The 18,461-nt window shown below is 46.3% G+C and carries 19 protein-coding genes; 16 read left to right on the top strand and 3 right to left on the bottom strand.

Features of this window, described 5'->3' with window-relative positions:
- Window positions 1-25: 25 nt before the first annotated feature.
- The 10 genes from C3V36_12650 to C3V36_12605 all read left to right on the top strand — a co-directional run bounded on the left by C3V36_12650 (window position 26) and on the right by C3V36_12605 (window position 6,762).
- Complete coding sequence (locus C3V36_12650) at window positions 26-985, top strand: DNA-directed RNA polymerase subunit alpha (GenBank protein ID AVM70016.1); 960 nt, start codon at window positions 26-28, stop codon at window positions 983-985.
- A gap of 21 nt (window positions 986-1,006) precedes the next feature.
- Window positions 1,007-1,543: a 50S ribosomal protein L17 gene (locus C3V36_12645; GenBank protein AVM70015.1), complete on the top strand. Its 537-nt coding sequence runs from the start codon at window positions 1,007-1,009 to the stop codon at window positions 1,541-1,543.
- Between the two features lie 171 nt (window positions 1,544-1,714).
- Complete coding sequence (locus C3V36_12640) at window positions 1,715-2,581, top strand: energy-coupling factor transporter ATPase (GenBank protein ID AVM70014.1); 867 nt, start codon at window positions 1,715-1,717, stop codon at window positions 2,579-2,581.
- Window positions 2,557-3,414, top strand: a complete 858-nt coding sequence (locus C3V36_12635; protein ID AVM70013.1) for an energy-coupling factor transporter ATPase — start codon at window positions 2,557-2,559, stop codon at window positions 3,412-3,414. Before C3V36_12640 ends, C3V36_12635 begins: the two co-directional genes overlap by 25 nt.
- The gene (locus C3V36_12630; GenBank protein ID AVM70012.1) at window positions 3,411-4,220 is read left to right on the top strand and encodes a transporter; all 810 of its coding nucleotides are present in this window, start codon (window positions 3,411-3,413) and stop codon (window positions 4,218-4,220) included. The genes C3V36_12635 and C3V36_12630 overlap by 4 nt, the downstream gene beginning before the upstream one ends.
- Before the next feature lie 40 nt (window positions 4,221-4,260).
- A complete protein-coding gene (locus C3V36_12625) occupies window positions 4,261-4,605 on the top strand; it encodes a type II toxin-antitoxin system RelE/ParE family toxin (GenBank protein ID AVM70011.1) in 345 nt (114 codons plus the stop codon).
- Window positions 4,606-4,614: 9 nt separating this feature from the next.
- Window positions 4,615-4,923 carry a transcriptional regulator gene (locus C3V36_12620; GenBank protein ID AVM70010.1) on the top strand — a complete coding sequence of 103 codons (309 nt, stop codon included), beginning with the start codon at window positions 4,615-4,617 and terminating at the stop codon, window positions 4,921-4,923.
- A gap of 263 nt (window positions 4,924-5,186) precedes the next feature.
- A complete protein-coding gene (locus tag C3V36_12615) occupies window positions 5,187-5,990 on the top strand; it encodes a methyltransferase (GenBank protein ID AVM70009.1) in 804 nt (267 codons plus the stop codon).
- A 237-nt stretch (window positions 5,991-6,227) separates the two neighbouring features.
- Window positions 6,228-6,509, top strand: coding sequence for a type II toxin-antitoxin system antitoxin, RelB/DinJ family (locus C3V36_12610; protein AVM70008.1), 282 nt, complete (start codon window positions 6,228-6,230; stop codon window positions 6,507-6,509).
- Window positions 6,502-6,762, top strand: coding sequence for a type II toxin-antitoxin system mRNA interferase toxin, RelE/StbE family (locus C3V36_12605; GenBank protein AVM70007.1), 261 nt, complete (start codon window positions 6,502-6,504; stop codon window positions 6,760-6,762). Before C3V36_12610 ends, C3V36_12605 begins: the two co-directional genes overlap by 8 nt.
- Here the strand turns inward: C3V36_12605 and C3V36_12600 are convergent.
- Both C3V36_12600 and C3V36_12595 read right to left on the bottom strand, forming a co-directional pair.
- Window positions 6,759-8,111 carry an MATE family efflux transporter gene (locus C3V36_12600; protein ID AVM70006.1) on the bottom strand — a complete coding sequence of 451 codons (1,353 nt, stop codon included), beginning with the start codon at window positions 8,109-8,111 and terminating at the stop codon, window positions 6,759-6,761. The genes C3V36_12605 and C3V36_12600 overlap by 4 nt on opposite strands.
- A complete protein-coding gene (locus C3V36_12595; protein ID AVM70005.1) occupies window positions 8,092-8,577 on the bottom strand; it encodes a hypothetical protein in 486 nt (161 codons plus the stop codon). The genes C3V36_12600 and C3V36_12595 overlap by 20 nt, the downstream gene beginning before the upstream one ends.
- A gap of 352 nt (window positions 8,578-8,929) precedes the next feature.
- Here C3V36_12595 and C3V36_12590 point away from each other — a divergent pair, with 352 nt between their 5' ends.
- Window positions 8,930-9,904: a hypothetical protein gene (locus C3V36_12590; protein ID AVM70004.1), complete on the top strand. Its 975-nt coding sequence runs from the start codon at window positions 8,930-8,932 to the stop codon at window positions 9,902-9,904.
- 44 nt (window positions 9,905-9,948) lie between these two features.
- On the opposite strand, the gene C3V36_12585 is transcribed toward C3V36_12590, so the two are convergent.
- On the bottom strand, window positions 9,949-10,827 hold the full coding sequence (locus C3V36_12585) for a hypothetical protein (protein ID AVM70003.1): 879 nt from the start codon (window positions 10,825-10,827) through the stop codon (window positions 9,949-9,951).
- Between the two features lie 367 nt (window positions 10,828-11,194).
- Between C3V36_12585 and sdaAB the strand changes: the two genes are divergently transcribed.
- The 5 genes from sdaAB to nagA all read left to right on the top strand — a co-directional run bounded on the left by sdaAB (window position 11,195) and on the right by nagA (window position 18,446).
- On the top strand, window positions 11,195-11,854 hold the full coding sequence (gene sdaAB, locus C3V36_12580; protein AVM70002.1) for an L-serine ammonia-lyase, iron-sulfur-dependent, subunit beta: 660 nt from the start codon (window positions 11,195-11,197) through the stop codon (window positions 11,852-11,854).
- A 233-nt stretch (window positions 11,855-12,087) separates the two neighbouring features.
- Window positions 12,088-12,960: an L-serine ammonia-lyase, iron-sulfur-dependent, subunit alpha gene (gene sdaAA, locus C3V36_12575; protein ID AVM70001.1), complete on the top strand. Its 873-nt coding sequence runs from the start codon at window positions 12,088-12,090 to the stop codon at window positions 12,958-12,960.
- A gap of 136 nt (window positions 12,961-13,096) precedes the next feature.
- Window positions 13,097-15,358 (top strand): alpha-glucosidase, encoded by a 2,262-nt coding sequence (locus tag C3V36_12570; GenBank protein AVM70000.1) that lies wholly within the window; start codon window positions 13,097-13,099, stop codon window positions 15,356-15,358.
- 206 nt (window positions 15,359-15,564) lie between these two features.
- Complete coding sequence (locus tag C3V36_12565; protein AVM69999.1) at window positions 15,565-17,151, top strand: PTS trehalose transporter subunit IIC; 1,587 nt, start codon at window positions 15,565-15,567, stop codon at window positions 17,149-17,151.
- Window positions 17,152-17,249: 98 nt separating this feature from the next.
- Window positions 17,250-18,446 carry an N-acetylglucosamine-6-phosphate deacetylase gene (nagA, locus tag C3V36_12560; protein ID AVM69998.1) on the top strand — a complete coding sequence of 399 codons (1,197 nt, stop codon included), beginning with the start codon at window positions 17,250-17,252 and terminating at the stop codon, window positions 18,444-18,446.
- Window positions 18,447-18,461: the final 15 nt, after the last annotated feature.

Genomic DNA, 18,461 nt, shown 5'->3' with positions numbered 1-18,461 from the left:
CAAGATCAAAGGAGGGTCTTTAATAATGTTTGAGTTTGAAAAACCGAAAATAGATATTCAGGAAATATCAGAAGATAATTGCTACGGCCGGTTTGTAATCGAACCCTTAGAAAGAGGCTACGGTACGACGCTGGGAAACTCTCTGCGTCGGATTATGCTTTCTTCCCTGCCCGGTTACGCGGTAACCAGTATCAAAATTGATGGTGTTTTACATGAGTTTTCGACGATTCCGAACGTCAAAGAGGACGTTACGGAAGTGATCTTAAATATCAAAAAACTTGCGATTAAAGGAAATACCAACTCCTCTGAAGCAAAGGTTGCATATATTGAATTTGAAGGCGAGGGTACGGTAACCGCCGCCGATATCAAGACAGATGCCGATATTGAAATCGTCAATCCTGACCAGGTGATTGCTACGCTTGACGGCGGAAGTGATTCGAAGCTGTTCATGGAACTGACCATGGCGCGTTCGCGCGGCTATGTTCCGGCCGAAAAAAATAAGATGGAGGAACAGCCGATTGGTATGATTCCGGTGGATTCGATTTTCACTCCGGTCAAGAGAGTAAACCTGATTGTTGAAAATACCCGGGTCGGTGAGATTACAGACTTTGACAAGCTGACGCTGGAGGTCTGGACAAACGGTACGATTGCACCGGATGAAGCGGTTTCGCTGGCGGCTAAGGTGCTGAATGAGCATTTGAACTTGTTTATTGATCTGTCGGAAAATGCGAAAAATGCGGAAGTCATGATCGAAAAAGAAGAGAATGACAAGGAAAAGGCGCTGGAGATGAGCATTGACGAACTGGAATTGTCGGTTCGTTCCTATAACTGCTTGAAACGCGCCAATATCAATACAGTTGAGGAGTTGATCAATAAGACTCCGGACGAAATGATGAAGGTTCGTAACTTGGGCCGCAAGTCGTTAGACGAGGTTTTGGCCAAGTTAAATGAACTCGGTCTTTCGTTAAAACCGAATAATGAATAGGAAATAAAGGAGGTTACTTGAATGTCTGCGTATCGTAAGCTCGGCAGAACATCCGCACAGCGGAAGGCTCTGCTTAGAAATCAGGTTACAGCGCTGCTGTATCATGGTAAGATAAAGACGACTGAAACCAAAGCGAAAGAAATTCGCAAAATTGCAGAAAAATTGATTACGCTTGCCGTAAAAGAAAAAGACAACTTTACAGAAGTTACGGTCACTCAAAAAGTTCCGAAGAAGACGGCCGATGGAAAGCGGGTAAAAGAAGTTGTTGACGGCAAGAAGGTCACGCAATATGAAGAAATCCAAAAAACAGTGAAGAAGGACAATCCGTCTAGAATGAATGCCAGAAGAAAGATGCTTCAGGTACTTTATCCGGTTACGGAAGTTCCGGCAGAAAACTCCAAACGGCGGGCTAACACCAAGCAGGCGGATTTGGTAGAAAAGCTGTTTGCTGAGATTGCGCCGAAATATGTTGACCGGAAGGGCGGCTACACCCGGGCGATTAAGCTGGGCGAAAGAAGAGGCGACGCTGCGGAAGTAGTAATTTTGGAATTAGTATAAGAACAAAGAGGGGTTAAGGTGGCTTAACCCCTTTTTTATCGTTGGCAAGCGAATATTGATGCTGGATGCGCTGGAGAGCTTGTCAAAGCGTTAGCGGAAGTACGCTGGTGTCATAGGCGCTAAGATACTTTTAATAGCGGCATCATTTTAGAGCAAACAGGAAAAGAGAGGATAAAAATGATTCGAGCCGAGCATGTCAGTCATGATTTTATAATGCAGCAGCCGGACAATGAGGAAAATGGGGAAAAAAAGGTCTTCCGGGCGCTGGACGATATCAGTTTAACCATTGAAAAAGGCAGCTTTGTGGCGGTTTTGGGGCATAATGGCTCCGGCAAGTCCACCTTTGCCAAACATTTAAATGCTTTTCTTTTCCCGACCGAAGGCAGTATAACAGTTGGCCGCATAGATACCGTTGATACCGAGCAAATTTGGGAGCTGCGCCGCAATGTCGGCATGGTCTTTCAAAATCCGGACAATCAAATTATCGGCAGTATCGTTGAAGAGGATACCGCTTTTGGACCGGAAAACTTAGGCGTGCCGACGGCGGAGATTGGCTCTTTGGTGGAAGAGTCACTGTCGGCGGTCAAAATGCTGCGCTATGCCAAACACTCGCCCAATAAGCTGTCCGGCGGGCAAAAGCAAAGAATCGCCATTGCCGGGGTGTTGGCGATGAGGCCAAGCTGTATCGTCTTAGATGAGCCGACGGCCATGCTTGACCCCAGTGGCCGGCGGGAAGTGATGAAAACCATTAAACGCCTGCACCGTGAGGGTATCACGATTATTTTAATCACTCATTATATGGAAGAGGCGATTGAAGCTGACCATGTGTTTGTAATTGATCATGGCAAAATCGCCTTAGAGGGAAGTCCCAGGCAAATTTTTTCGCAAGTAGAGAAAATGAAAGAGCTGGGGCTGGATGTGCCGCCAATGGCAGAGTTGGCCTATCGGCTGAAAAAAGACGGCTATCCCTTAAGCGGACAGGAGCTGACGATAGAAGAAATGGCGGAGGCATTATGTCGATTAAAATCAAAGGATTAAATTATATTTATGCAGCCGGTACGCCATTTGAAAAAGCGGCCTTAAAGGATATTAACTTAGAGATTGCAGACGGTGAGTTCGCCGGGATTATCGGTCATACCGGCAGCGGTAAATCCACGTTGATTCAGCATATAAACGGCCTGATTCGGCCGACATCCGGCGAGATTGAGGTGGACGGCCGCAAGATTTCCCGGCAGAGCAACAACTTAAATACCCTGTGCCGGGAGGTAGGGCTGGTTTTTCAGTACCCGGAGCATCAGCTGTTTGAACTGACGGTGGCTAAGGATATTGCCTTCGGCCCCAAAAACTTAGGCCTGCCGCCGGAAGAAGTCGAGCGCCGGGTCAAGGAAGCGGCGGCGCTGGTTGGTTTAAAAGAAAAATATATGGAAAAATCGCCGTTTGAGTTATCCGGCGGCCAAAAACGGCGGGTGGCAATTGCCGGTGTGCTGGCCATGCGCCCGAAAATCCTGATTTTGGATGAGCCGACAGCCGGACTTGATCCCAAGGGGCGCGACAGCATTTTGCGCCAGATTCGGGGGCTCCATCGGCAAACCGGTGCGACCGTTCTTTTGGTGTCGCACAGCATGGAGGATGTGGCTGAATATGTTGACCGGGTGATTGCCATGAATGACGGCCGCATTGTCTTAGACGGGACACCGCGTGAGGTTTTTAGCCAAAGAGATGCCTTACTGTCAATCGGGTTAGCCGTGCCCCAGATTACGGAATTGGCCTATCATTTAAGGGAGAGGGGATTTACCCTGCCGGCAGCCGTAATTACTTTGGAGGAAGCGCTGCCCCTGATTGAAGAAGAACTTCGGAGAAAAGAATTATGATTCGAGATATTACCATAGGACAATATTATCCGGCAGATTCGGTGGTTCATCGCCTAGATCCGCGTACCAAGGTGATCATCAGCTTTGCTTTTATTTTATCCCTTTTTTTCAGCGCCGATATTCGTCTGTATTTGGTCGTTGCGCTCCTTTTTTTGGGGGTGACAAGGCTGACGAAAGTGCCGCTGCGCTTTATTCTGCGGGGTTTAAAAACGGTATTTATTATTATTTTGATTACGGTGGCTTTTAATCTGTTTCAAACGCCGGGTACGCAGGTCTTATTGGAGTGGCATTTTATTCGGATTACCAAAGAGGGTGTGTTATCGGCGGCGGCAATGGCGCTGCGGCTGGTACTGCTGATTTTGGGTTCGTCCTTTTTAACCCTGACCACGCCGCCGATTGCCCTGACCGATGCGATTGAAAGCCTGCTCAAGCCGCTGGAGCGGGTAAAAGTGCCGGCGCATGAAATTGCGATGATGATGTCGATTGCCCTTCGCTTTATTCCTATTTTGCTGGAGGAAACGGATAAAATCATGAAAGCGCAGTTAGCTAGGGGAGCGAACTTTGAGCAAAAGGGCATTATCAAAAAAGCCAAAGCGATGCTGCCGCTCTTAGTGCCGCTCTTTTTGTCAGCCTTTCGCCGGGCGGATGATTTGGCGCTGGCGATGGAGGCTCGCTGCTACCGCGGCGGACAGGGGCGGACTAAGTTTAAGCCGCTTAAATACGGCAAGGCGGACGCAGCGGCCTATCTTTTAACCGCCGCCTATCTGGCGGGAGTATTGGCGTTTCGGTGGGTGGTAAGAAGTTGACAATATAGGATATATCCGATATAATAAAACAGAGGAGAAAATGGGAAATTTTACTGTAGAATTTTTTGAAAGAGAAGATGGTACATTTCCGGCTGAAGAATTTATTTTATCGCAAAATGTAAAAATGCAGGTAAAGCTTTTTCGCTTATTAGAACTGTTGGAACTGAAGGGAAACGAATTACGGGAACCTTATTCAAAATCAATTTTGGACGGTATTTTTGAGATAAGAGCCAAACAAGGAACCGATGCTGCCAGAGTATTATATTTTTTTGTTGAAAATAAAAAAGTGATTTTGACGAATGGTTTTATTAAAAAGATGCAAAAGACACCGAAAAATGAAATTGATATCGCCTTAAAATATCGAAAGCAATATTTAGAAAGATAGGTGGTCAAAATGGGGAAAAATTTTAGAGAATCATTGCAGGAGCAAATGAAGAATCCAGAGTTTAAAGAAGAATGGGAGAACGTTGAGGCTGAATTTCAGATTATGAAAGCAATGCTTAACAGCAGAAAAAGGCAAAGTATGACACAAAAGCAATTATCGGATATAACCGGAATAGCACAAAGCGATATCAGTAAAATCGAAAATGGAAATGCGAATCCCTCGATTAGAACTTTGAAACGAATAGCCTATGCACTGGATTGTGAGTTAAAGCTTTCTTTTGAGCCGATTCAGCAAGGAAGTACCACAAATGTATTATAGCATTAAAGCGCAGGAGTAAAAAAGCTCTCGGCAGAATCAAAAGCCGAGAGCTTTTTAAATACGGATTTGCATCAGATCAAAATCAAACGCTTCCCGGCAGGCGGTTTGCAGTCAGACCTGCGATTTGGTATTGCCAAATACCTGCGCCAGAGTATAGGCGGTCATAAAAAAATATCTGTTCTTTATTTTCTAAAAGTGATATAATTATACAGTTAGCAAAAGCGAACTTTATGAGAAATAAACTTTATCAGGAAGGAACTGTTATGAAAATAAAATTAGAAGGGGTTATGGAAACGCTGCTGATTACCTTGGACATTCGGGCGAGGGACTACCGCTCGGCTAATTCGGTATTGAAAGATAAAAAATCAGCCGAGATCGCCGATCAGATTGATTATGATTTTTCCGACTTTCAGAAGGAAATGAAAAACTATATCGGCGTTTTGTCCAGAGCTAAAATCATGGACAGAGAAATCAAGAAGTTTATTCAAAAATATCCGGACTGCTATATTGTGTCGCTTGGGTCGGGCCTAGATACCCGCTTTGACCGGTTGGACAACGGGCAGATCCACTGGTACGACGTGGACTTTCCGGAAGTGATCGAGGTCCGGCGCAAGTTTTTTACCGAAAACGAGCGGGTGAGGTTCATCGCTAAGTCCGCGTTCGATCCGGCTTGGACCGAGGAAGTAAGGCCGGACGGGCGGAAGCTGTTGATCATTTCGGAAGGCATGCTCATGTATTTACCCGAAGCGGACGTGCGGCGGCTCTTAAATATTTTAACTGATCATTTCAGTCAGTTTGAGCTGCACTTAGACTGCGTGCCAAAAATCCTGGTAAAAAGAGCCGGCATGAACCGGGCCGTTAAAAAGACTAAGTCCGAGTATCTGTTTGGTGTCACCAAAGGTCAGGAGATCGTTGCGCTGAACCCAAAGCTGAAGCAAATCGGGTATATCAATTTTACCGATGAATTTAAAAAATGGCTGAAAGGCTTTGATAAGCTGTTCACGCCATTGATTTACCTATTTAACAACCGGCTGGTGATGTACTCTTATCAGAAAAAAGAGGCTTAGGGCGAAGTGTATTTTGGCGAAGCGTGAGTGAAATATTTCAGTCAAGCCTAGGAAAAAGGGGAATATATCTTTACGCAGTGTTGACAATGTTTACAAAACGCCATGTAATAAAAGCATTAACGATAGGGAACGACATTAAAATTTTCACTTTGAGTGAATAAGCTTATGATAATTTGAGTTATATGCTTTTTAAAAGGGAAGTATAGAATGTCGTTCACGATCAAAAGGAGAAATTTTATGGCGACTACTAATATCAATATTCGTGTAGACACAGAATTAAAACAGTCGGCGGAGGAGTTATTTTCTGACCTTGGCCTTAATATATTATCGGCGATTACGATGTTTCTGAAAAGTGCCGTTAGTCATAACGGGATACCGTTTGAGATAAAACGCCGGATGCCAAACGCGGAAACAAGAGCGGCGCTGGAGGAGTATGAGGAGATGAAGAAAAATCCCGATACCTATAAACGCTGCACTTCTTTTGATGAATTATTGGACGAGGTATTGACCGATGCTTGAAATTGTACCATCCTACCAATTTAAAATAGATTTAAAACTTGCGCAAAAGCGAGGGTACAAAATCAAGCATCTCCATGATGTAGTCAATAAACTGGCAGCAGGTCAAAAATTGAAAAGCAAATATTGCGACCATAATTTAACAGGTGAATACCAGGGATTTTGGAAGTGCCATATCGAACCGGAGGGGCTGCTTGTGTATCGCATTGAGGAAGATGTGCTTGAACTGTTTTTGTTTCGGACAGGCACACTTTAATCATTAGCCAATTCGTTTAAATGCCGCATTTCCTGAAAGATGAAAATGCCGGTAATCACCGAAGCCACTGCATCGGCAATCGGAAACGCAAACCAGACACCGTTGATCTGCCAGAAGTTAGGTAAAATAAAGAGCAGCGGGATCAGGATAATCACTTGGCGCAGCATACTTAATATCATTGCCTTATAGGCCTTGCCGACGGCCTGAAAATAATTGGCGCTGACCACCTGCAGACCGATGATCGGCAGCATCATCAGGAGCTTATGCAGGCCGCCCTTGCCTAAGGCAATCAGCTCAGGATTGGGCGTAAAAGTTCGGATCAGCAGCTCCGGAAAAAGCTGTGTTGCCAAAAAACCGAAAATACAAATCGCTGTTGCCGCCAAAGCTGCTAACTGCCAGGTTCTTTTAGCGCGGGCATATTGCTTGGCACCGTAGTTAAAACCGATAATCGGCTGTGCGCCCTGATTGATTCCGAAAATCGGCATCAGGATAAAGGCGGCAATCGAATTGACAATCGTCATTGCGCCAATCGCCAGGTCGCCCCCGTAGGTGCGCAGCGCATTATTGGCGGTGGCGGAGATAACCCCGGAAGCAATTTGCATGATGCAGGGAGCAATTCCGATCGACACAATACTTTTTACTAAATCCAGCCGCAGCGCCAGAAAACGGCTGTGCAGCTTTAAGACGCTGTCTTTGGAAAAGTAGTGCGACAGCACCCAAACCATGCAGATAAACTGGGAAATAATCGTTGCCCAGGCCGCACCGGCAATGCCTAAGCCCAGCGGCCCGATAAAAATCGGATCTAAAATAATGTTTGCCCCGGCACCGATCAGCATGGTATACATCGCTTTTTTCGGGTTTCCCTCCGAGCGCATCGCCGTATTAAAGCAGTAGGACAGCCCTTGAAAGACGGCGCCGAACAAAATAATCTGAATATATTGGCCGGCATAGCCGATGGTACTTTCGCTGGCACCCAGAAAATAGAGAATCGGCGTTTTAAAGATGCTGCCGATCAGCACCAGCCCCAGCATTAAAATAATAATCAGCGTAAACATATTGCCCAGAATATTTTCTGCTTTTTGATGCTCGCCTTCGCCCAGAGCAATGGAGATTCGGCTGGAGCCGCCGATGCCGATCAGCATACAAAAACCGAAAATGACCAGCATAAAAGGAAAGGTCAGGCCGACCGCGCTCATCGCCAGCGGGTCTTTTACCATATTACCGATAAATATCCGGTCGACTACATTATACAGGGCATTGACCAGCATACCGATAATTGCCGGAATGGAATATTTCAGCAGCAGCCGAAAAATCGGTGCTTCTTTTAGCTCAATCTGTCGTTCGTTCATTTTCTTGTTCCTTTCCCTCCTTGATGGAAATCGCATTGATGGCCACCCGATTTAATAATCGATACAGGGTGGCAAGCTCCTCCTCGCTTAATCCGTCCAGTGCCAAGTTTAACCAATTCGAATAAAACTTAAGTAAAAGCGGCTGGATTTGCCAAGCCTTTTCGGTCAGATAAACCAGATTGCCGCGCCGGTCTTTTTCATCCGGTTTGCGGAAAATATAACCGCTTTTTTCCAGTTTGCGCAGTGCCCGGGTCGTGCCGGCTTTATCAATGCGCAGTGTTTTGACGATATCGTCCTGTTTTTGGCCATCGTGATGATACAGATAAAGCAGATAGGTGTATTGCCCCGACTGCAAATGCAGTTCTTCCAGCTGGCCGTCCATATAAATCCGGTTATGCCGGTAAATCATGGAGATCAGGCGGTTCAGATAGAGGGCATGATTTTTTTGTGCGGAAAATAATTTCATAAACTCTCACTCTTTTTTCAGCCCCAGCATCCAGTCGGTTCAACTTCCGTCAAATACGGGTTTACCTTAGATTTTACATCCGTTTCGCTGGGTGTGGTCAAAAACAAAATAGTTGCCATGTCAACTATTATAACAGACAAAAAAAGTTCTGTCAAAATGATTTGTTAAAAGCAGACAAACAGCAGACAAACAGGTTTTATTAGGCATCAGCAGAGCGAAGCGCTGACTTTGACACGATTTTATCAAAAAAAGATAAGCCCTTGTTTGCCTAACTGTATTCCGGGGTTTATTTTTTTTACGGTCAGGCCGATATTAAAAAAAGACACAGCGATTGAGACAGTGAGGAAAATAGATGCTGAAAAAATTAAAACTGAAACAAAAATTAATTCTCATAGCAGCCGGTTTGATTTTAATCGGGGTTCTTTTTTTTGCCGGCGCTTCTTATTTGCAGTCAACGCAGGCGCTGCGAAAACAAATCAATCAAAATATGACGGCGAAGTTTGAAGATTTATATGAAAAAGTGGAAAGCTTTCTGAAAGCCCGGGAAGCCATTTTGCTGGGAGAAGCAACCTTTGCCCAGAACAATTTAGGAAATCAGAAAGTGCTGAGGCATTTGACCGAGCAGTATGATTATTTAAAAAGTGAATACAGCATTGTCGATATTTATGCCGGTTATCCTGACGGCACGCAGCAAAGCGGCTCCCACCGCAAGATTATGGATATCGATTGGAAGTCATATGAAAGAAGCTGGTATATTGAGGCGGAAAAAAATCCGGACAAAATCAATTACACTGAGGTATATGCCGATGTTCATACCGGCAGCCCGATAGTAACACTGTCGAAGTTCATTCAAAAAGGCGAAGAAAAGGCAGTTATGGCTATTGACATCAGTCTGTTGCAGTTGGGCCGGCTTCTGAACGGTGAAAAGTTAGGCGAAATGGGCTATGCTTTTATCTTGTATAAAGACGGCAGATTTCTGGTGCATCCGCAATACAGCTTTAGTTCCCGTGTTGAACAGGCGGATACAATTTTTAATATCAATCAGGGAGAAGTCAAAGAACTGGGCATGAACCTACTTAATAACGAAATGGAAATGTTTCAGGCTGCTTATCAGGGCAGGGAAAAAATGTATCTGGCCAAGCACATTGGGCATACGGATTTTTATTTAGTGGCCGGTATGGATCAACAGGAATTCCGCAGACAGATGAATCTTATCTTGGTATATAACTTGTTCTTAGCGGCGATTGCTGTTTTGGGCTTTGGGCTGATTGTCTATGTCACCGTATTTTTTCGAAAAGATATCGGTTCAGGCGGAAAAGAGGACTAAAAAAGAAACCGTCAAAGCTTTCGGGCTTTGGCGGTTTTTTAGCATTATTCCAGCGGCGGCCGGTAAAAACGACCGAAAAAGTTAATGGACGGCAGGACATTGATGACCACGCCGGGATCGGCCCGACGAATGGTTTTAATCGAAGCGTCCAGTTCATAACTGGAGCAGACGATATGAACCAGGGACACCGGCTTGCCGCTGTATCCGCCGTATCCGTTGACAACACTGATGCCGTGCCGGTGATGCGCCAGATATTCACGGATGACTTTATCGGGGATTTGGGTAGTAATTTGTAAGGTTACCCGTTTATAGCGCTGGTAAAAGTTTTCAATTGTTTTGGTGGAAATAAACTGATAGAGCATCGAATAACCTGCGTGTTCCCAGCCGAACAGGTAGCCGAACACAATCAGTAAAAGGATATTGAAAACAAAAATATGCTGCCAGATTTCCCGGCCGGTCTTATTGGAAACATAGAGCGCAATAAAATCCGTGCCGCCGGTTGACGCATTGCCGGACAGGGCGACTACAATTGAAAGTCCGTTAATAAAGCCGCCGAAAATAATATTTAAAACCGTATCCTGGAAAATCGGCGAAAAGTCAAACCATTTTAAAAAAGCAGCGGCGGCAATAAACTCAATCGAGGAATAAAGCGTAAACTTCTTACCGACCGTTTTGGCGCAAATCAAAGCCACCGGCAGATTGAGTATGATAATAAAAAAAGAAGTTGAAATCTGATAACTGGTAAACTCCAGTGAAATTCGGTTCAGCAAAATGGCCACACCGGTAAAGCCGGCCGATAAAAGCTGGGGCGGAAGCAGAAAGGTTTCCAGCACAAAAGCCTGTACAAATGCACACAGCAAAACACAGGCCAGATTCCAAATATTTTTATAATAGGGATTTTTACCGATAAACTGAGGTACCATAAAACACGTCCTTTGCTTTCCTCCGCCGGAGCGTTTACTTTTTCCGAAGCGGCTAGTTTATTTTAGTTAATCTTTTGCGGATTGTCAAGACCATATTTTCATTTTCGTGTTCTTTCGCCTTTTGAGAATTCCGACTGGCTTACCGGAACGGCCTTATTTGATTTTGGGATGATGAATTTGGGTGCGGGGCTATTGCTATCCGCTGAAAAATATGTTAAATTAAGCGGGAAAACAAAATAAAAAGTTCACTTCGAAAGATATCTTATTTGTTTTCAGCGGCTGATAGTTTTGTTTTTAAAAGAGACGGTTTTGCCGGACATGGAAAAGCGGAGAAACCTAAATACTACTGTTATATAAAGGAGAAGATATGAATATTTTTGATATATTGGGGCCGGTGATGATTGGCCCGTCCAGTTCACATACCGCCGGGGCGGTGAAATTAGGCTATGTTGCCCGCAAACTTTTGGGGGGAGAGCCGGTAACGGCTAAAGTTTACCTGCATGGCTCGTTTGCCGATACCGGCAAAGGGCATGGCACCGATCGGGCAATTATTGCCGGGATTTTGGGGATGAAGGAGGATGACGAAAGAATTCCCGCATCCTTTGAATTAGCGCAGGAGCGGGGGCTCATTTTTCAGATTGAAAATATTGAGCTGCCGGGTGCGCATCCCAATACCGCAGTAATGGAGCTGACCGATACCGGAGGCAGAAAGATTGAAGTTCAGGGGGCTTCGGTCGGCGGCAGCCGGATTGTAATCAATAAGATTGACGGAGCTGAGGTCGAGTGTACCGCTGAATATCCGACTTTAATCGTTTATAATAAGGATTTGCCCGGCTATGTGGCCGAGGTAACGTCGGCGCTGGCGGCGAGGGCCATTAACATCGCCACTATGCGTCTGTTCCGGGGCAAAAGAGGAACGGAGGCGGTGATGATTATTGAAAGCGACCAGGCGATTCCGCGGGAGATTATCGACCGGCTGGAAAAAATAGACGGCATTTTAAAGGTCACTTATATTGCGAGTTTATAGTTGTTTCCGCTGCAAAAGAGTTGCGTTTTTAAATAAGGATTTCGGCGCTGAGAAATAAAAAATGTTTCCTGCGTTTGCCGTAAAAATATGCAGATTTTGGCAGAGGAAGTTGAGTTATAAAAAGTTGAGCTTATCAGACGCATCGTTTCCAAAGAAAGATGTAGCTTTTGCCGAGCGAAAATTGCAATTATAGCATATCAGCGCTGGAGTATGAAAAATAGAAAGGAAAAAAGATGGCATATCAATCCTTGCAGGAGATTGCACAAACCTGCGAACAGGAAAAAATAGATTTTTGGGAGGCAATATTAAAAGAAGATATGGCCGAAAGAGGTGTCAGCCGGGAAGAGTCGATTGCCCGGATGAAAGGGATGTGGCAGGCGATGCTGGCGGCCAGTGAAAATTATGACGGGAGCCTCCGCTCCAAAAGCGGCTTGTCGGGCGGCAGCGGTCTGAAAATGGACGAGTACCGGCAAAAAGGCTCGGCGCTGTCGGGAGATTTTATGGCGGAAGTCATCAGTGAAGCCTTAAAAACCGGCGAATGCAACGCCTGCATGAAAAAAATTGTGGCCGCGCCTACGGCCGGCGCCTGCGGCGTGTTGCCGGCGGTATTGATTCCGATGTACCGCAGCCAAAAGGCAAGTGCTGATCAAATCATAGAAGCGCTCTATGTGGCGGCCGGGATTGGACAGGTGATTGCGCTGCGGGCATTTATTGCCGGAGCGGCCGGCGGCTGTCAGGCGGAAATCGGTTCGGCCTCATCAATGGCGGCCGGGGCGCTGGTGCATTTGCGGGGCGGCAGTCATCATCAGATTCTGGATGCGGCGGCGATGGCGATGAAAATGCTGCTTGGTCTGGTGTGTGATCCGGTTGCGGGTCTGGTTGAGGTCCCCTGCATTAAGCGGAATGTCGGCGGTGCAGTCAATGCCATGGCAGCGGCGGATATGGCGCTAGCCGGACTTACCAGCCGTATTCCGGCGGATGAGGTGATTGACGCGATGAAGGAGGTTGGCCAGAATATGCCGACCGCTTTTCGGGAAACTGCCAAAGGTGGATTAGCCAATACCAAATGGGCGAAGAAGTTTACGGCGGAGATAAAAGAAGACTAATCAGAGATGGTGTGTAAGACTGGTTTAAAATGAAATGGCAGCAGGAGGGCGTTCACTTTTTAGGCGGAAGAAAGTATTTTGGGAAATAGCGGAAAATAGCGGAAAACAGAATTAAATTATATAGGGAAGGAAAACTATGACAAAAAAATATCATTTTCAGGCCTTTAACGGCCAAACGGTGGAATTGGAGCGTGGCGTTGACAGGATTAAAATAGAAGCGATCGGTTCCGATATTTTTCACATTTATTCAGAAAAGGCGGCTGATTTCCCGTCCTATGCCGTCGAAAAGAAACCGCTGCCGGTGGCATTAACAGAAAAAACAGAGGGCGGGAGACGCTGTTATTATACGGACGGCATTGGTATTTCTATAGAGGAGGACGGTCTTGATTTTGTTGATCCGAAAGGGAAGCCGATTTGCCGGACCTTTCGGGGAGAGGCGAAACGGCCGGAACGGCTGGCGCCGGATTTTCTTGAGCTTTTGGTCAGCGAAGGGCATACAGTGATGGTACAGCCGGAGCCGGCGGAAGCAGAGATGTCTTTTTGGCTGGAGCCAAAAGACCGGATTTATGGCCTGGGCGATAAAACCGGCGGTTTAAATAAACGCTGCTATGAATACGAGATGTGGAACACCGACGACCCCACGCCGCATGAGGACAATTTTAAGGCACTGTATAAGAGCATTCCCTTTTTAATGGTCTTAAAAGAAGATATGGCTTATGGGCTTTTTTTTGACAATCATCATAAAAGTTATTTCGATTTGGGTAAATGGCAGAGTAACTGCCTGCACTATGAAGCGGAAGGCGGGGCGCTGGATTTTTATTTCTTTGCCGGCCGGGATTTAAAAGCGGTGCTGACAGCTTATACTGGCCTAACCGGGCGGACGCCGCTGCCGCAGCTGTGGACGCTGGGCTATCATCAATCCCGCTGGGGCTACCGGACGGAGCAGGAAATGCGGGAACTGGCGGCAAACCTGCGGCGCTGTGATTTGCCTTGTGATGCGATTCATTTTGACATTGACTATATGGACGGCTACCGCGTTTTTACTTGGAATCAGGAGCGCTATGAAAATGCTGAAAAAGCCCTGGCTGATTTAAAGGAAATGGGGATTAAAGCAATTACCATTGTTGACCCCGGAGTGAAAGTCGATGCCGGATATGCGGTTTATGATGAGGGACTGGATAAGGCGTATTTTGCCAAAGATAAAAATAATTTAACTTATGTCAATCAGGTTTGGCCGGGTGACTCCGTTTATCCGGACTTTGGCCGGGCGGAGGTACGTCGCTGGTGGGGCGATTTGCACCACTTTTTGGTGGATAAGGGCGTTGCCGGAATTTGGAATGATATGAACGAACCGGCCAGCTTTAACGGTCCGCTGCCGGATGATGTGGTCTTTTACGATGAGGATAAGCCTTCCACTCATAAAGCAATGCATAATGTGTATGGGCATAATATGACCAAAGCCACCTTTGAAGGCTTGCGCCGGCTGACCGGGGAGCGGCCGTTTGTCATTACCAGAGCCTGCTATGCCGGCAGCCAAAAGTACGCAGTGGTTTGGACGGGGGACAATCACAGTCTTTGGAGCCATTTGCGCTTGGCAATTCCGCAGCTCTGCAATTTGGGTATGAGTGGTTTTCCCTTTAGCGGGACGGATGTCGGCGGCTTTGGAAGCGATACGACACCGGAGCTTTTGATCCGCTGGTTTCAGCTGGGCTGTTTTAGTCCGCTGTTTCGGAATCACTCGGCCCTGGCAACGCTGGAGCAGGAACCTTGGTGCTTTGGTGAAGATGTGCTGGCGGTGCTGCGCCGGTATATCCATTTACGCTATCAGTTGCTGCCGTATTTTTATGATTGCTTTTATCGGGCAGCCGGAGACGGATTGCCGGTCATGCGGCCGCTGGTGTTAAATTACCCGTTTGACCCGGAAGTTCAGGAAAAAAATGATCAGTTTATGATTGGCGATGCTCTTTTGGTTGCACCGGTGGTCGAGCAGGGAGCAACCAAAAAGCTGGTTTATCTGCCGGAAGGCGAATGGTTTGATTACTGGACGAAGCAAAAATACAGCGGTCAGGCATATTACATCATTGATGCGCCGTTATCCGTCTGTCCTTTATTCGTTAAAAGCGGTACGATTCTGCCGCATTATCCGGTGTATCCGTCTGTTAGCGAACGCAAGGACGAGCGGCTGCTGTTAGAGGTTTTCGGAACGGAAGCAGAATATGTCCATTATCAGGATAACGGTCGGGATTATGGCTATGAAAAAGGCGAATACAATCTTTACCGTTTTACCTGGCAGGACGGCCGGCTGCAAACCGAAATGCTGCACCGAGGATACCGGGAGTACGGGGAGATACAGGGTAGCGATTCATGCTTTCCAAAGTCACTTCTTTTGACCAAATAAAAGAATTAAGAGTTTATTTATAAAACCTTAAAAAATATTGAAATATTAAGTGATTTATAATAAAATAAGGACGGTAAAACATAAGGTGGGCTGGAAGATAACAGCAGGTTTTACAGTCCTTTTTTTGCGGTCTTGGTAAAAAGCGAGGCGTGCAGAAAATCAGGCGGAAACGAACAAATGTTAAGGATTAGGCAAGGAGGTTGTAAATGGCTAACACAAATGAAGCAACAGCAAATAAAAAGCAGGCGTTTAAAGAAAATGTTCAGCGGTTCGGGCGTTCGCTTTTGTTACCGATCGGTGTGATGGCTCCAGTTGGTCTTTTGCTTGGATTATCGGGCGCACTGACCCAAAGTTATATGATTGAGCGGGTAGCGTTTTTAAACAATGACGTGCTGCAAACTATTTTTAAGACCATCCGGCAGATGAGCAATATTATTTTTAATAATATTCCGCTGCTGTTTGCCATGGGTGTGGCTTACGGCATGAGCAAAAAAGACAAGGGGATTGCCGCCTTTTCATCGGTGATAGGCTACCTGATTTTAATTGCATCGATTAATGCTTGGCTGGGAATTACCGGCAATATGGCGGATAAAGAAAATATGGCAGTTCAGGGTCAGCTTTTGGTTCTGGGCATTCAAACCTTAAACGTCAATGTTTTAGGCGGAATTATTGCCGGCTTAGTCGGCGCCTGGGCAACCGACCGCTTTTATAATTTGGAGCTGCCGCTGGCGTTTGCCTTTTTCTCCGGGCGCAAGTCCGTGCCACTGATTACGATGGGTGTTTGTATTGTAGTGGGTTTTACGCTGCCGTTTTTATGGCAGTACTTTACCACGGCGATGATCAGTATTTCCGGTCTGCTGCTGCATAAGATCATGGGGCCGATTTTAAGTACCTTTGTCAACCGGCTGATGATTCCGTTTGGCCTGCATCATGTGTGGAACGCGATGCTGCGTTTTACCGAAGCGGGCGGTAAGTATATCATTGAAGGCAAGGAATACATTGGTTACTTAAGTGCCGAAAATGAGATTCTCTTTAACTTGGGACCGCGCAGTGAGTACTGGGCAATGATGCCGGAACTGACCAGGTTTGGCGCACAAAACCAGATGGTGCGGACAATGTTTGTTTTCCCGGCAATCGCGTTGGCTATGTATAAAACAGCGTATACGGAAAATAAGAAAATGGCTAAAGGTTTGTTAATCACGGTTGTTTTAACGGCGTTATTAGGTAACGTGACCGAGCCTTTGGAATTTACTTTCCTCTTCATTGCGCCGATGTTGTATATTATTTACTGCGGCATCAGTACGGTGATTTCCATTGCTCTTTATTTTATGGGAACGGCGGTGGGTTATATCCGGGGTACGATTTTTGACTTTATTATCTTTGGACCGATGTACGAAAACTCGCGCTGGTACAATATCATCATTGTCGGTATTGTGGCGGCGGTTGCGACCTACTTTATTTTTAAATGGTATATTGAAAAGTTCAATGTCAAAACGCCGGGCCGGGAAGAGGACGCATCGGCGGATAATGAGCTGATTAAGAACAAGCAGTACGATAAGATTGCCGCACTGGTCATTGAAGGCATGGGCGGCAGGGACAATATTGTCAGTGTGGAAAACTGTATCACCCGTCTGCGCATGGACTTTAAGGATAAGACCAAAATTGACCGGGAAAAGCTGAAAGAAACCGGGTCAACCGGTGTGTTCTTCCCATCCGGTACACATATTCATGTGGTCTTCGGTCCGATGGTTGAGTTCATCCGCAATGCGGTTGATGAAGAAATGAAAAAATAAGGCACTCCCCCTAATTTCCGGCGTGAAAGGCACTCGTCCTGCTGCATGCCGGAAATTTTAAATAAAACAAGTACTTGATTGAGCAGGAGGAAAAAAATATGTATTTATACTGCGATCATATCTGTTTGCCGAACGGAAGAGTTTTTGACGGTTATTTGAAAGCGGAAGCCGGTAAAATTAAAGAAATTTGCAATGAAAAACCGGCAGGAGAAGAAATTGTTGACTACAAAGGGTTTTATATCATCCCCGGATTTATTGATATGCATATTCACGGCTGGGGAACAGGTTCTTTTATCAATGATAAGTCGGAAGCATCGCTGCATAAAATGAGACGGGACTTGGTGGATACCGGCGTAACCTCTTTTTTAGCGACTTCCGGAGCAGAAGAAGTGGCGGAGCTCAATACCGGCATTGAAAGTGTCCGGCGGGTTATGGAGCAGCCTCAGACCGGCGGGGCTGAAGTCCTAGGTGTTCATCTGGAGGGGCCGTTTATCAGTGTTGAGCATAAGGGGATGCAGCGGGCGGAGTGCTGTCTGCAGCCCGATCTGGAACTGATGCGTGAGTTTTGCCGCTATCAGGAGCAGCGAGTGGTTAAACTGATGACAGTGGCGCCGGAATTGACGGATGCGGATAAATTGATTCAGATGTGTTTTGACAATGGGATTCAGGTTAGTGCCGGTCATACCGGAGCGACTTTTGAAGAGATTAAACGAGTTAAAAATTACGGCATCGGCGGTGTCACCCATATGTTTTCCGGAATGCGGGGCTTTCACCACCGGGAACTGGGGGTAGTCGGTGCGGCTTGGTATTTTGATGATTTGTACTGCGAGTTCGCCAAGCAGACAGGCTTGACAGTGCGACCGGAAGCTTTTGCCCTGACCTATAAAATCAAGGGAGCGGGCCGGATTATTATGACGACGGACTGCGCCGGGCTGGCTCAGTCCCAAAAAGAAAAGTATCATTATATCCGCAAGATTACCATGATACCGGATGGGGAATATTTGAAGATTCGGCACGATGATGGCCGGGAGGAGCGTTATCGCCGGGATAACTATGAGGAGATCAAGCATTTGGAACTGGGCTATTTAGAGTCGGTGCAGAATATGGCGAAAAACGTCGCGCCGTCGATGCATGAAGTTATTCAAATGACCTCGGAGAATCCGGCCAAATATATCGGCGTATTTGACCGCAAAGGCTCGCTGGAGGTAGGTAAGGACGCTGACTTATTGGTAGTGGATCAGGATTATCAGTTAAAAGCGACTTATTGCCGCGGGGAATTGGTGTTTAAGGGCTAGGCCCGGGACGGCCGG

This window comes from Lachnospiraceae bacterium oral taxon 500 (assembly GCA_002999035.1).
Lineage (GTDB): Bacteria > Bacillota > Clostridia > Lachnospirales > Vallitaleaceae > W11650.
This window is presented reverse-complemented; position numbering and strand designations above follow the sequence as displayed.

Coding starts and splice junctions, on each gene's coding strand:
- C3V36_12635 (AVM70013.1), top strand. CDS start 2,557: ATGTCGATTAAAATCAAAGGATTAAATTATATTTATGCAGCCGGTACG.
- C3V36_12630 (AVM70012.1), top strand. CDS start 3,411: ATGATTCGAGATATTACCATAGGACAATATTATCCGGCAGATTCGGTG.
- C3V36_12625 (AVM70011.1), top strand. CDS start 4,261: ATGGGAAATTTTACTGTAGAATTTTTTGAAAGAGAAGATGGTACATTT.
- C3V36_12570 (AVM70000.1), top strand. CDS start 13,097: ATGACAAAAAAATATCATTTTCAGGCCTTTAACGGCCAAACGGTGGAA.
- C3V36_12645 (AVM70015.1), top strand. CDS start 1,007: ATGTCTGCGTATCGTAAGCTCGGCAGAACATCCGCACAGCGGAAGGCT.
- C3V36_12610 (AVM70008.1), top strand. CDS start 6,228: ATGGCGACTACTAATATCAATATTCGTGTAGACACAGAATTAAAACAG.
- C3V36_12620 (AVM70010.1), top strand. CDS start 4,615: ATGGGGAAAAATTTTAGAGAATCATTGCAGGAGCAAATGAAGAATCCA.
- sdaAA (AVM70001.1), top strand. CDS start 12,088: ATGGCATATCAATCCTTGCAGGAGATTGCACAAACCTGCGAACAGGAA.
- C3V36_12590 (AVM70004.1), top strand. CDS start 8,930: ATGCTGAAAAAATTAAAACTGAAACAAAAATTAATTCTCATAGCAGCC.
- C3V36_12615 (AVM70009.1), top strand. CDS start 5,187: ATGAAAATAAAATTAGAAGGGGTTATGGAAACGCTGCTGATTACCTTG.
- C3V36_12600 (AVM70006.1), bottom strand. CDS start 8,111: ATGAACGAACGACAGATTGAGCTAAAAGAAGCACCGATTTTTCGGCTG.
- C3V36_12650 (AVM70016.1), top strand. CDS start 26: ATGTTTGAGTTTGAAAAACCGAAAATAGATATTCAGGAAATATCAGAA.
- sdaAB (AVM70002.1), top strand. CDS start 11,195: ATGAATATTTTTGATATATTGGGGCCGGTGATGATTGGCCCGTCCAGT.
- C3V36_12605 (AVM70007.1), top strand. CDS start 6,502: ATGCTTGAAATTGTACCATCCTACCAATTTAAAATAGATTTAAAACTT.
- C3V36_12595 (AVM70005.1), bottom strand. CDS start 8,577: ATGAAATTATTTTCCGCACAAAAAAATCATGCCCTCTATCTGAACCGC.
- C3V36_12585 (AVM70003.1), bottom strand. CDS start 10,827: ATGGTACCTCAGTTTATCGGTAAAAATCCCTATTATAAAAATATTTGG.
- nagA (AVM69998.1), top strand. CDS start 17,250: ATGTATTTATACTGCGATCATATCTGTTTGCCGAACGGAAGAGTTTTT.
- C3V36_12565 (AVM69999.1), top strand. CDS start 15,565: ATGGCTAACACAAATGAAGCAACAGCAAATAAAAAGCAGGCGTTTAAA.